This window comes from Rubellimicrobium aerolatum (genome assembly GCF_017872975.1).
Taxonomy (GTDB): Bacteria; Pseudomonadota; Alphaproteobacteria; order Rhodobacterales; family Rhodobacteraceae; genus Rubellimicrobium; species Rubellimicrobium aerolatum.
Map to the genome: position 1 here is coordinate 134788 of NZ_JAGGJP010000003.1, position 13142 is coordinate 147929.

Genomic DNA, 13142 nt, shown 5'->3' on the forward strand with positions numbered 1-13142 from the left:
GGATATTTGGAGCCAAAGAAAGGCCAGTTCGGTAGAGCGGGTTTCAGCCCGCTTTCCTGCCGCTCCGCAACGGCGCGAACCTTCTCAAGTCGGAGACCGTCATCCCGTCGGATGAAGTTCCACCCCACCATAGCTCCCGCGCATAGGGTGCGCTTCAGCGCACCAAATGAGGCCTCCGGAACGTGGTGCGCTGAAGCGCACTCTACGGACGCGGATAGGACGAGCTGCGTCCGAATTCCCTACGCCAGCAGGTCCCGCAGCACCGCATTGAGCACAGGCCGCCCAGAAGCGGTTGTCCGCAGCCGCCCGTCCTCGACCACCACCAGCCTCATCCCCGCCAAAGCCTTCGCACGCTGCCCGAGGTCGGGCAGCGCCCACAGCCGCGCCAACTCCACGCCCTCGGCCAACCGCAGCCCCATCATCAGCCGCTCCTCGGCGGCCTCGACCTCGGTCAGCCACTCCCGCCCGCTCTCGCCCGAGCCCTCCCCCTCGACCCGCGCAAGCCAGAGCCCCGGCGCCCGCTCCGTCTCGATCCCCGTCCGCGCGCCGCCCAAGGTCAGCCGTCCATGCGCCCCCGGCCCGACGCCGACCCAATCGCCGCCCCGCCAGTAGACGAGGTTGTGCCGGCTCTCCTGCCCCGGCGCGGCGTGGTTCGACACCTCGTAGGCCGGCAGCCCCGCCGCCTCGGTCAGCCGCTGCGTCACGTCCCACAGGTCCGCCGCCCGGTCCTCGTCCGGCAGGTCGCGCAGCTTCCCGGCCGCGAAGCGGTCTCCGAAGGCCGTCCCCTCCTCGATGGTGAGCTGGTAGAGCGACAGGTGGCCCGCTGCGAGGCGCAGCGCAGCGCCAAGCTCCGCCTCCCAAGCCTCCGGCGTCTGTCCTTGCCGGGCATAGATCAGGTCCAGGCTCACCCTCTCGAACGTGTCCCGCGCGATCCCGAAAGCCGCGACCGCCTCCTCGGCCGAATGCATCCGCCCCAGCGCCCGCAGGTCGCGGTCGTCCAGCGCCTGCACCCCCAGCGACAGCCGGTTCACGCCCGCGTCCCGATAGCCCCGGAACCGCCCCGCCTCGACCGAGGTCGGGTTGGCCTCCATGGTGATCTCGATGTCGTTCGCGAATCCCCAGGCCGCCCGCGCCGCGCCGATCACCGCCGCGACCGTCTCGGGCTCCATCAGCGACGGCGTCCCTCCGCCCAGGAAGATCGACCGCAGCACCCGCCCCGGCACCTCCGTCGCGGCCCGCGCGATCTCCGCCTCGTAGGCCCGCGCCCAGCGCCCCTGGTCGATGCGTTGCGCCACGTGCGAGTTGAAGTCGCAATAAGGGCACTTGGCCGCGCAGAAGGGCCAGTGGACGTAGAGCGCGAAGCCCCCGGCCTCCCAATCCTCCCGCCGGACCTCGGCGACCGGGCGCGTCCCGTCAGCCAAGGCAGGCCGCCTCGAAGGCGCGGATCGACCGGCCCCGGTGGCTGAGCGCGTTCTTCTCGTCGTGGGTCATCTCGGCAAAGGTCCTCGTCTCGCCCTCGGGCACGAAGATGGGGTCGTAGCCGTGCCCCATCACCCCGCGCGGCGGCCAGATCACGCGACCGTTCACCTCGCCACGGAACGACTCCTCGTGCCCGTCCGGCCAGGCCAACACCAGCACGCTGACGAACCGCGCCCGCCAGGGCTCCTCGGCCCCCGCCGCGACCAGCGCCCCGTGGGTCCGCGTCATGGCCCGCAGGAAGTCCCGCCCCCCCGGTCCCTCCGCCCAGTCCGCCGTCCGCACCCCCGGAGCGCCGCCCAGCGCCTCGACCTCAATGCCGCTGTCGTCCGCCAGCGCCGGCAGCCCCAGCGCCTTCGCCGCCGCATGGGCCTTGATCCGGGCGTTGCCGAGGAAGCTGTCCTCCGTCTCCTCCGGCTCGGGCAAGGCGTGATCCTTCAAGGACGTGATCGCGATGCCGCGCGGCGCCAGCAGCTCGCGCATCTCCTCGAGCTTGCCCGCGTTTCCCGTCGCCACCACCAGCGAGGGCTCCGTCAGCCGCCGCATCACGCCACCGCCGCCATCTGCGCCTGCGCCAAGAGCCCGTTCCCCAGCCCCGCGAGGTCCAGCAGCACCGCCATCTGCTCGCGCGAGAAGGTCGCGCCCTCGGCGCTCATCTGCACCTCGATCAGCCGCTCGCCCGTCATCACGACGTTGGCGTCCACGCCCGCCTCGCTGTCCTCGGGATAGTCGAGATCCAGCACCGGCTGGCCCGCGTACATCCCCACCGAGATCGCCGAGACCGGCGCGGCCAGCGGGTCGCGCTGGATCGCCCCAGCCTTCAGCAGCTTGTTCACCGCCAGCCGCAGCGCCACCCAGCCCCCGGTGATCGCCGCGCAGCGCGTGCCGCCGTCGGCCTGGATCACGTCGCAGTCCACGGTGATCTGCCGCTCGCCCAGCGCCACGAGGTCGCACCCGGCCCGCAGGGACCGCCCGATCAGCCGCTGGATCTCCTGCGTCCGGCCCGAGGCGCCGTCGCGCTCGCGCCGCGTCCGCGTGTTGGTGGCGCGCGGCAGCATCCCGTATTCGGCCGTCACCCAGCCCTTGCCGGTGTTCTTGAGGAAGGGCGGCACCCGCTCCTCCAGCGAGGCGGTGCAGAGAACGTGCGTGTGCCCCACACGGATCAGGCAGGACCCCTCGGCGTGGCGGCTGAAGTTGGGCTCGATGGAGAGGGCACGCAGGGCGTCGGTGGCTCGGCCGGAGGGGCGCATGGGAACTCCTGTGGGATGGGATCGGGCCGGTCCCTACAGGAGGCACGGCCCGAGGCCAACCCGGGCGCCGCCTTGTCGCCCTGTCCCCGCGCCCGCCGCCGCGTGCCCGCGTCCGGTTGACGCCCCGGCCGGGGTTGCTTACATACGGCCGCCCCGGACTCCGCAGAGGCCCATGCCCGACCGCTCGCCCGCCATCGAGGAGATGAACGACCGCTCGCGCGAGGTCTTCCGCCGCGTGGTCGAGGCCTATCTGGAATCCGGTCAGCCCGTCGGCTCGCGCAGCCTGACCCGCACGCTCTCCGAGCAGGTCAGCGCCGCCACCATCCGCAACGTCATGCAGGACCTGGAGGAGATGGGTCTCCTCGGCCACCCGCACGTCTCGGCGGGCCGCGTGCCCACCCAGGCGGGCCTGCGCCTCTTCGTGGACGGCCTCCTGGAGGTCGGCCCCATGACCGGCGAGGACCGCGAGCGGCTGGAATCCACCGTTGCCGGCCCCCCCGCCCGGCGCGGCGCCGACGTGACCGACGCGCTCGACCGCGTGGGCGCGGCGCTCTCGGGCCTGACGCGGGGCGCCTCGCTCGTCCTTGCGCCCAAGCGCGACGGCGCGCCCATCCGGCACGTGGAGTTCGTCTCGCTCGGGCCCGACCGCGCCCTCGTGGTCCTCGTCTTCGCCGACGGCCACGTGGAGAACCGCGTCTTCGCGCCGCCGCCCGGCCAGACCCCCTCCTCGCTGCGCGAGGCCGCCAACTTCGTCAACGCGCTGGCCGAGGGCCGCACGCTCTCCGAGCTCCACGCCGCCATCGCCCGCGAGATGGAGACGCGGCGGCAGGAGCTCGACGCCCTCGCCCAGGCGATGGTGCAAAGCGGCTTCGCCACCTGGGCCAGCGAGGACCACGGCGCGCCCGAGCGTCTGATCGTGCGGGGGGCCGGCAACCTCCTCGACAGCCCCGAGGCGCAGGCCGACCTCGACCGCGTCCGCTCCCTCATGGACGACCTCGAACGCAAGAGCGACATCGCCAGCTTCCTCGAGCTGGCCCAGGGCGCCGAGGGCGTCCGCGTCTTCATCGGGAGCGAGAACAAGCTCTTCTCGCTCTCCGGTTCCTCCCTCGTGGTGTCGCCCTACATGAACGCCGACCGGACGATCGTCGGCGCCATCGGCGTCATCGGCCCCACGCGGCTCAACTACGGGCGCATCGTCCCCATCGTGGACTACACGGCGCAGCTCGTGGGCCGCCTCCTCTCCGAACGTTCCTGAAGGGTTTCCCATGTCCGACCAAACCGAACCGATGTCCCTGGACGAGCTCGCCGCCGAGGCGGACGCGGAGGAAAGGGCGCAGGCCGACCTGCTGGCCGAGCTCGACGCCCTGAGGGCCGAGCGGGACGAGCTGAAGGACCGCGTCCTGCGCCAGCTCGCCGAAACCGAGAACATGAGGAAGCGCGCCGAGCGCGACCGCAAGGAGGCCGAGCAGTACGGCGGCTCCAAGCTCGCCCGCGACGTGCTGCCGGTCTACGACAACCTGCGCCGCGCGCTGGACGCCGTGACCGAGGAGCAGCGCGCCCAGAACGCCGCCCTCCTCGAAGGGATCGACCTGACCATGCGCGAGATCGTCAGCGTCTTTTCCAAGCACGGCCTCAGGGTCATCGCGCCCCAGGTCGGCGACCGCTTCGACCCCGCCATCCACGAGGCGATGTTCGAGGCGCCCCTCCCCGGCACCAAGGCAGGCGACATCATCCAGGTCGCGACCGAGGGCTTCATGCTCCATGACCGCCTGCTGCGCCCGGCGCAGGTGGGCGTGTCCTCGATGCCGGCGTCGTAAGGGGGGCTCCGCCCCCCGCGCGTTCCGCGCTCCCCCCGGGATATTTGGAGCCAAAGAAGGGCAGGAGCGCCGGAGAGGCGGTGATCGTGGGGCGGGCTTCAGCCCGCCAGCGACGGCAAGGCCGGGGGCGCTCCAGATGGTCAGGGCGGGCTGAAGCCCGCCCTACGGCCTTGCCTTCGTAGGGTGGGGTTCACCCCAGCACGGCCCCGCCGCCGGACGCCTCACCCTTCCCCCAGCAGCCCCTTCAGCTCGTAGACCAGCGCCAGCGCCTCGCGCGGGGACAGGTCGTCCGCCCGCACCGCGCGCAGCCGCTCCTCCACCGCCGAGGGCTCGCGTGCGGGTTCGGCCTCCACTCCCCGCGCGAAGAGAGGCAGCTCCTCCTCCAGCGTCCGCGGCCCGCCCTCGCGCGCCCGCGCCTCCAGCCCCCGCAGCACCGCCCGTGCCCGTGCCACCACCTTCGGCGGCAGCCCGGCCAGCTTGGCCACCTGCACCCCGTAGCTCCGATCCGCCGCCCCCTCGCGGACCTCGTGGAGGAACACCACCTCCCCCTCCCAGTCCGCCACCGCCACATGGGCGTTCCCCGCGCCCGGCAGGGACGCGGCCAGCGTCGCCAGCTCGTGGTAGTGCGTGGCAAAGATCGCCCGACAGCGGTTCACGCCCTCCAGATGCTCCAGCACCGCCCAGGCGATCGACAGCCCGTCCCAGGTCGCCGTGCCCCGCCCGATCTCGTCCAGCAGGACCAGCGACCGGTCGTCCGCTTGGGTAAGGATCGCCGCCGTCTCGACCATCTCGACCATGAAGGTGGACCGCCCGCGCGCGAGGTCGTCCGAGGCCCCCACACGGCTGAACAGCCGGCTCACCAGCCCCATCTCCAGCCTCTGCGCCGGCACATAGCTCCCCGCCTGCGCCAGCACCGCCAGCAGCGCCGCCTGCCGCAGGTAGGTGCTCTTCCCCCCCATGTTCGGCCCCGTGAGCAGCCGCACCGGCCGTTCCGACAGGTCGCAGTCGTTGGCGACGAAGGCCTTCCCCTCGCGCCGCAGCGCCGCCTCCACCACCGGATGCCGCCCGCCCGTCACCCGGAACGCGCGGCTCCCGTCCAGCACCGGCCGCGTCCACCCCTCCGCCAGTGCCAGGTCCGCCAGCGCCGCCGCCACGTCCACCTCGGCCAGGGCCGCCGCCACCCGCGCCAGCCCCTCCGCCTCGGCCAGCACCGCCCCCCGCAACTCCCCGAAGATGCGCCGCTCGATCGCCAGCGCCTCGCCGGCGGCGTTCAGGAGCCGCGCCTCCGTCTCGCTCAGGGCTTGCGTGGCAAAGCGCACCGCCGATCCCGTCGTCTGCCGATGGTGGAACACCGCATCGAAGGGCGGCCGCTTCAGCTTCTCCGCCTGTGCCGCCGTCACCTCCACCACGTAGCCCAGCGTCCCGTTGTGCCGGATCTTCAGCGAGCCCACCCCCGTCTCGGCCGCATACTCCGCCTGCATCGCGGCGATCACCGCCCGCCCCTCGTCCCGCAGCCGTCGCGCCTCGTCGAGGTCGCCCGCGAACCCTGCCGCCACGAAGCCCCCGTCCCGCGCCAGCGTCGGCGGCGCGGCGACCAGCGCCTCGTCCAGAAGCCCGGCCAGCCCCTCCGGCCCCACCAGCCCCGCCCCGGCCAGAACCCCGGGCAGCGCCTCCGGCCCCAGCAGCCCCGCCACCCGCTCCGCCGCCCGCAGCGCGTCGCGCAAGGCCCCGAGGTCGCGCGGCCCGCCCCGGTCCAGCGCCAGCCGCGACAGCGCCCGGTCCATGTCCGGCGCCCCCCGCAGCGCCTCGCGCACCTCCCGCGTCAGCGAGGGCCGCTCCACCAGCGCCTCGACCGCATCGACCCGCCCGGCGATCACCTCCAGCCGTCGCGACGGCGCCGCGATCCGCGCCTCCAGCAGCCGCGCGCCCCCCGCCGTCACCGTCCGGTCGATGCAGCCCAGAAGCGACCCCGCCCGCCCGCCGCCTAAGGCCCGCGTCAGCTCCAGCGAGGCGCGGGTGGCCGCGTCGATCTCCACCACCTCGCCCTCGCCCTCGCGCACGGGCGGGCTCAGATGCGGCCGAGCCCCCTTCTGCGTGAGGTCGAGGTAGTCCAGCAGCGCCGCCATCGCCGCCACCTCGGGCCGCCCGAACGCCCCCCAGCCGTCCAGCGTCGCCACCCCGAACCAGCCCTGCACCCGCCGCGCGCCCCCGTCGAAGGCCGCGCGCGGCAAGGGCGTCATCGGCACCCCCGCCTCCCGCGCGAGCCCACCGACCTCCCGCTCCAGCTCATCGCAGACCAGCAGCTCGCGAGGGGCCAGACGTGCAAGTTCCGCCCCCAAGCCGCTGATCCCGCAGGGCTTCACCCCGAACGCGCCCGTGGAGATGTCGGCCCAGGCCAGCGCCCCCTCCCCTCCCCTTCCGCCCCAGGCGCACAGGAAGTTCGCCCGCCGCGCCTCCAGCAGCGCCTCCTCGGTCAGCGTCCCGGGCGTCACCAGCCGCACCACGTCGCGCTTCACGACCGACTTCGACCCGCGCTTCTTCGCCTCCGCCGGGTCCTCCAGCTGCTCGGCCACCGCGACCCGGAACCCCTTGCGGATCAGTTGCAGAAGATAGCTGTCCGCCGTCGCCACCGGCACGCCGCACATCGGGATGTCGCGCCCCAGATGCTGCCCCCGCTTGGTCAGCGCGATGTCCAGCGCGGCGGCGGCGGCCTCCGCGTCCTCGAAGAACATCTCGTAGAAGTCGCCCATCCGGTAGAACAGGAGAGCGTCCGGATGCCGCCCCTTGATCTCCAGGAACTGCGCCATCATCGGCGTCGCGGCACCCGTCTCCAGTCCCGTCCCGTCCATGCCCTGCCCCCCGGTGAACCGCGTCCCGCAGGCTAGGCCCTCGCGCGCCCTCGGGCCAGCCCCCGCGCCTCCGGGTTGCGGCCGACGTGGCCGTCGCGCAATCTCCTCCGCAACAGGGGGGAACCGACCATGACACGATCGCGCGTCACGCCCGAGGAGGCGCTGGCCTTCCACCGCGAGCCGCATCCCGGCAAGTGGGAGGTGCAGCCCACCAAGCCCATGACCACCCAGCGCGACCTGTCGCTCGCCTACTCCCCCGGCGTGGCGATCCCCTGCCTCGCCATCCGCGACGACCCCGGCGCGGCCTACGACCTCACGAACAAGGGCAACCTCGTCGCCGTGATCTCCAACGGCACGGCGGTCCTGGGCCTCGGCAACCTCGGCGCGCTGGCCTCCAAGCCGGTGATGGAGGGCAAGTCCGTCCTCTTCAAGCGCTTCGCCGACATCAACAGCATCGACCTCGAACTCGACACCGAGGACGTGGACGCCTTCTGCAACGCCGTGCGCCTCCTCGGCCCCTCCTTCGGCGGCATCAACCTCGAGGACATCAAGGCCCCCGAATGCTTCGTCATCGAGAGCCGCCTCAAGGAGGAGATGGACATCCCCGTCTTCCACGACGACCAGCACGGGACGGCGGTGATCTGCGCGGCGGGGCTCCTCAACGCGCTGCACCTGACGGGCAAGCGCCTCGCCGACTGCCGCATCGTCCTGAACGGCGCGGGCGCGGCGGGGATCGCCTGCATCGAGCTGCTGAAATCCATGGGCGCGCGGCCGGAGAACTGCCTCGTCTGCGACACCAAGGGCGTGATCTACCAAGGCCGCACCGACGGCATGAACCAGTGGAAGTCCGGCCACGCGGTCAAGACCGACCTCCGCACCCTGGAGGACGCCATGCGCGGCGCCGACGTGTTCCTCGGCGTCTCGGCCAAGGGCGCGGTCACGCCCGGGATGGTGGCCTCCATGGCCCGCGACCCGGTGATCTTCGCCATGGCCAATCCCGACCCCGAGATCACGCCCGAGGAGGCCCACGCCGTCCGTCCCGACGCCATCGTGGCCACGGGCCGCTCGGACTACCCCAACCAGGTCAACAACGTCCTGGGCTTTCCCTACCTGTTCCGCGGCGCTCTCGACATCCGCGCCCGCGCCATCAACGACGCCATGAAGATCGCCTGCGCCGAGGCGCTCGCCGCGCTGGCCCGCGAGGAGGTGCCCGACGAGGTGGCGCTCGCCTACGGCAAGAAGCTGGCCTTCGGGCGCGACTACATCATCCCCACCCCCTTCGATCCCCGCCTGATCCACCGCATCCCGCCCGCCGTAGCCGCCGCCGGGATGCGGACCGGCGTCGCCCGCAAGCCGATCCCCGACGCCGAGGCCTACGCCGCCCAGCTCCGCTCCCGCATGGACCCGACGGCCTCGGTGCTGCGCGGCATCCACGCCCGCGCCCGCGCGTCCCAGGCCACCATGATCTTCGCCGAAGGCGACGACCCCCGCGTGCTGCGCGCCGCCGTCAACTACCAGCGCGGCGGCTACGGCCGCGCCCTCGTCGTCGGCCGCTCGGGCGACATCCGCGACAAGCTCACCGCCGAGGGCCTCCCCGAGGCCGTGGACGAGCTGGAAATCGTCAACGCCGCCAACACCCCGCACCTGGAGACCTACAAGACCTTCCTCTACGGCCGCCTCCAGCGGCGCGGCTTCGACCGCGAGGACATCCACCGCCTCGCCGCCCGCGACCGCCACGTCTTCGCGGCGCTCATGCTCGCCCACGGCCACGGCGACGGCATGATCACCGGGGCCACCCGCAAGTCGGCCCACGTCATCGACCAGATCGGCCATGTCTTCGACGTGGACCCGGCCAGCGGCGCGGTCGGCATCACCGCCGTCCTCCACCGGGGCCGCATCGTGCTGATCGGGGACACCCTCGTCCAGGAATGGCCGATGGAGCGCGACCTCGCCCTCATCGCCCGGCGCGGCGCGCAGGTCGCCCGCGACCTCGGCCTCACCCCCCGCGTGGCCTTCCTCAGCTTCTCCACCTTCGGCCACCCGGTCTCCGAGCGCGCGACCAAGATGCACCTCGCCCCCCGCGTCCTCGACGAGGAAGGCGCCGACTTCGAATACGAGGGCGAGATGACCGTGGACGTGGCCCTCAACCCCAAGGCGCAGGAGGCCTACCCCTTCCAGCGCCTCACTGGCCCCGCCAACGTCCTTGTCATGCCCGCCCGCCACTCCGCCTCGATCAGCGTCAAGCTCATGCAGGAGATGGCGGGCGCCACCGTCATCGGCCCCATCCTCGCCGGCGTGGACCGCCCGATCCAGCTCTGCTCGACCGTCTCGACCGCGAGCGACGTGCTCAACATGGCCGTCATGGCCGCCGCGCAGGTGGAGCGCCCGGCATGACCATCTGGAACCTCGGCAGCATCAACGCCGACCACGTCTACGCCCTGCCCCACATCCCCGCACCCGGCGAGACGCTGGCCGCCCGCTCCCTGACCCAAGGCTTGGGTGGCAAGGGAGCAAACATGTCGGTGGCCTGCGCCCGGGCTGGCGGCAAAACAAAGCACATCGGCGCAATCGGCCCCGACGGCGCGTGGATGGCGGACCGCCTGCGCGCCTACGGCGTGGACACCGCCGCGATCCTGACGCTCCCCGGCCCCTCCGGCCACGCGATCATCGCCCTGGACGACCGGGCCGAGAACACGATCATCGTCTTCCCCGGCACCAACCGGCAGATCCCGCCCGCCCACATCGACGCGACGCTGGCGGGCGCGGCCCCCGGCGACCTCTTCCTCACGCAGAACGAGACCAACCACCAGCCCGAGGCCGCCTTCTCCGCCAGGCTGCGCGGCCTCCGCGTGGCCTACGCGGCTGCCCCCTTCGACGCCGGGGCGGTCCGCGCGATCCTCCCCCACGCCGACCTCCTCCTCCTCAACGAGGTGGAGGCCGAGCAGCTCCGGCAGGCCACCGGCCAAGGCCCGGCCGACCTCGGCCTTTCCGACGTGATCGTGACGCTGGGCGCGCGGGGCTCCGTCTGGCTCCAGGGCGGGCAGGAGCACCGCGTCCCCGCCCCCCGCGTGACCCCTGTGGACACCACCGGCGCGGGCGACACCTTCACAGGCTACGTGCTGGCGGGCCTCGACGAAGGCCGCCCCATGCCCGACGCCCTCGCGCTGGCCACCCGCGCGGCCGCCCTCAAGGTCACGCGGCCGGGCGCCGCCGACGCGATCCCCACCCGCGCGGAGGCCGAGGCCTTCCACCCCTGAAACGAAAAGGGGCGGGGAAACCCCCCGCCCGTGACACGTCCCGACCCGGTGTCCGCCCAGAGAGGCCGCCGGGCGTTCGGCGCGGCGACTGTCCCCCGGACAGTCGCCCAATCGCGCCTCACCCCTTCGCCCGCGCGTTCCGCACCGCCACCAGCCGCAGCCGCAGCGCGTTCAGCCGGATGAACCCTTCCGCGTCCTTCTGGTCGTAGGCCCCCGCGTCCTCCTCGAAGGTCACGTGCTTCTCGGAATACAGCGACTGGTCCGACCACCGCGCCACCGTCCGCGCGCTGCCCTTGTAGAGCTTCACCCGCACCGTCCCGCTCACGTGCTCCTGGCTCTTGTCGATCAGCGCCTGAAGCATCTCCCGCTCCGGCGAGAACCAGAATCCGTTGTAGATCAGCTCCGCATAGCGCGGCATGATCGAATCCTTGAGGTGCCCCGCCCCCGCATCCAGCGTGATCTGCTCGATCCCCCGGTGCGCCTCCAGCAGGATGGTCCCGCCGGGCGTCTCGTAGACCCCCCGCGACTTCATCCCCACGAAGCGGTTCTCCACGAGATCGAGCCGCCCGACCCCATGCCGCCCGCCGATCTCGTTCAGCCGCGTCAGGATCGTCGCCGGCGACATCCGCTCGCCGTCGATGGAAACGGCATCGCCCCGCTCGAACCCGATCTCCACCACCTCCGCCTGATCCGGCGCCTCCTCGGGATCGACGGTCCGCTGATAGACGTAAGCCGGCGGTTCCTCGGCCGGATTTTCCAGGACCTTTCCTTCGGAGGACGTATGCAACAGATTGGCATCGACCGAGAACGGCGCTTCGCCCCGCTTGTCCTTGGCAATGGGAATCTGGTTCGCCTCGGCGAACTCCAGCAGCTTCGTCCGCGAGGTCAGGTCCCACAGCCGCCACGGCGCGATCACCTTCAGCGCGGGGTTCAGCGCCGCGACGCCCAGCTCGAACCGCACTTGGTCGTTGCCCTTGCCGGTCGCGCCATGCGCCACGGCATCGGCGCCCGTTTCCGCCGCGATCTCCGCGAGCCGCTTGGCGATCAGCGGCCGCGCGATCGAGGTGCCCAGCAGATACAGCCCCTCATAGAGCGCGTTCGCCCGGAACATCGGGAACACGAAGTCCCGCACGAACTCCTCGCGCAGGTCCTCGATGTGGATGTTCGAGGCCTTGATCCCCAGCAGCTCCGCCTTCGCGCGCGCCGGCTCCAGCTCCTCGCCCTGCCCCAGGTCGGCGGTGAAGGTCACGACCTCGCAGCCGTATTCGGTCTGGAGCCATTTCAGGATGATGGAGGTGTCGAGCCCGCCGGAATAGGCGAGGACGACCTTCTTGGGGGCAGGCGCGGTCATGTGGGGCTCCCTTGGGGCAGTTCGCCGCGCCCCTAGCCCGTTTCGCCCACCCCGGCAAGCGAGCCCCCCGCGTCCACCGTCGAGGGGGGCTCTGCCCCCCGCGCGTTCCGCGCTCCCCCCGGGATACTTGGAGCCAAAGAAGGGCTCCCGCGCGCGTGGCACGGCCCTTCGGGGTGTTGCGCGGATCGCGCCCGACCGTTCGTTGCTGACACTCCGGGTTAACGCTTCCGTGCGACTCTCTCCCTCGCACGACCCCACGCAAGCGGCCCCCGTCCGCACGGCCCGGCGCTCCCCAGGGGCGGAGACGCCGGCACCGACGGCGGGGGGCGGAAAGGAGAGACAAGGACGAAGGGACGCCCATCCGCAAGGAGGGCTCGAACGAACGCGATGGGCCAGGAGCGGCCAGATACCCGGCCAGGGAGGCCGAGGCGCCCCACGGGCGTTCTCCCTCGATGCCACTGAGACCCAGCCCGCTAAATAGCGGCCGGTGCTCCCGCTCGCGCGCCCCTGGTCCCCGCGAGCCGGCGAGTGAACCCGGAGGCTTCGCGGGGATTTAGTCTGTCCGAGACCCCCCTCCTTCTTTGGCTCCAAATATCCCGGGGGGAGCGAAGCGGGGGGCGGAGCCCCCTACGTCATCAGCCGTCGCAGGAACTCCCGCTCCCCGTCGTTCGCCAGCAGCCCCAGAGCCACCCTGGGGCTCGCCCACAGCGCGACGTGCCCCGGCTCCGACGGCTCCCCCAGCCGCCGCACCGGCCGGGCCAGCCAGACCTGGCATACCTTCTCGGCCCAGAGATCGTATTCCGGCATGAAGGCGAAACGCCGGTAGGCCCCCAGCCGCCGCGCCCCCGCGATGCTCCAGCCGGTCTCCTCCCGCACCTCGCGATGCAGCGCCCGGAGCGGCGACTCGCCCGGATCGATCCCGCCGCCCGGCAACTGCACCTCGGGCTCGGGCTCGGCCTGGAAGGTCAGCAGCAGCTCGCCCTCGCGCCACAGGATCGCATAGGCCCCCGGCCGGCGGCGGTAGACCCGCCCCCGCTCCACCGCCCCGCCCCATCGCCGCATCCCGTCCCCCTTCAACACCCGGCCTCGCGGCCCTATATGGACCACCGACCCCCTCCCCGGCCAGTCGCGCCCTCTCCCCC

The 13142-nt window shown here is 72.6% G+C and carries 10 protein-coding genes; 4 read left to right on the forward strand and 6 right to left on the reverse strand.

Features of this window, described 5'->3' with window-relative positions:
- Window positions 1-239: 239 nt before the first annotated feature.
- From hemW to rph, 3 genes are read right to left on the reverse strand one after another with little or no spacing between them, the layout of a single operon-like run.
- A complete protein-coding gene (gene hemW, locus J2Z33_RS04935) occupies window positions 240-1421 on the reverse strand; it encodes a radical SAM family heme chaperone HemW (protein ID WP_209838496.1) in 1182 nt (393 codons plus the stop codon).
- Window positions 1414-2022 (reverse strand): RdgB/HAM1 family non-canonical purine NTP pyrophosphatase, encoded by a 609-nt coding sequence (gene rdgB / locus J2Z33_RS04940; protein ID WP_209838498.1) that lies wholly within the window; start codon window positions 2020-2022, stop codon window positions 1414-1416. Before rdgB ends, hemW begins: the two co-directional genes overlap by 8 nt.
- A complete protein-coding gene (rph, locus tag J2Z33_RS04945) occupies window positions 2022-2726 on the reverse strand; it encodes a ribonuclease PH (RefSeq protein WP_209838499.1) in 705 nt (234 codons plus the stop codon). The genes rdgB and rph overlap by 1 nt, the downstream gene beginning before the upstream one ends.
- Before the next feature lie 172 nt (window positions 2727-2898).
- Between rph and hrcA the strand changes: the two genes are divergently transcribed.
- Window positions 2899-3981: a heat-inducible transcriptional repressor HrcA gene (gene hrcA / locus J2Z33_RS04950; RefSeq protein ID WP_209838501.1), complete on the forward strand. Its 1083-nt coding sequence runs from the start codon at window positions 2899-2901 to the stop codon at window positions 3979-3981.
- A 10-nt stretch (window positions 3982-3991) separates the two neighbouring features.
- Window positions 3992-4543 (forward strand): nucleotide exchange factor GrpE, encoded by a 552-nt coding sequence (locus J2Z33_RS04955; protein WP_209838503.1) that lies wholly within the window; start codon window positions 3992-3994, stop codon window positions 4541-4543.
- A 221-nt stretch (window positions 4544-4764) separates the two neighbouring features.
- Here the strand turns inward: J2Z33_RS04955 and mutS are convergent, their stop codons facing one another.
- Window positions 4765-7392 (reverse strand): DNA mismatch repair protein MutS, encoded by a 2628-nt coding sequence (mutS, locus tag J2Z33_RS04960; protein WP_245218568.1) that lies wholly within the window; start codon window positions 7390-7392, stop codon window positions 4765-4767.
- Between the two features lie 129 nt (window positions 7393-7521).
- Here mutS and J2Z33_RS04965 point away from each other — a divergent pair, with 129 nt between their 5' ends.
- Complete coding sequence (locus J2Z33_RS04965; RefSeq protein ID WP_209838505.1) at window positions 7522-9786, forward strand: NADP-dependent malic enzyme; 2265 nt, start codon at window positions 7522-7524, stop codon at window positions 9784-9786.
- Window positions 9783-10649 (forward strand): ribokinase, encoded by an 867-nt coding sequence (locus J2Z33_RS04970; RefSeq protein WP_209838507.1) that lies wholly within the window; start codon window positions 9783-9785, stop codon window positions 10647-10649. Before J2Z33_RS04965 ends, J2Z33_RS04970 begins: the two co-directional genes overlap by 4 nt.
- A gap of 118 nt (window positions 10650-10767) precedes the next feature.
- Here J2Z33_RS04970 and J2Z33_RS04975 read toward each other — a convergent pair whose 3' ends face one another.
- Entirely contained in the window at window positions 10768-12000 is a 1233-nt protein-coding gene (locus tag J2Z33_RS04975; protein WP_209838509.1) for an argininosuccinate synthase, read from the reverse strand.
- Between the two features lie 627 nt (window positions 12001-12627).
- On the reverse strand, window positions 12628-13062 hold the full coding sequence (locus J2Z33_RS04980) for an NUDIX domain-containing protein (RefSeq protein WP_209838511.1): 435 nt from the start codon (window positions 13060-13062) through the stop codon (window positions 12628-12630).
- Window positions 13063-13142: the final 80 nt, after the last annotated feature.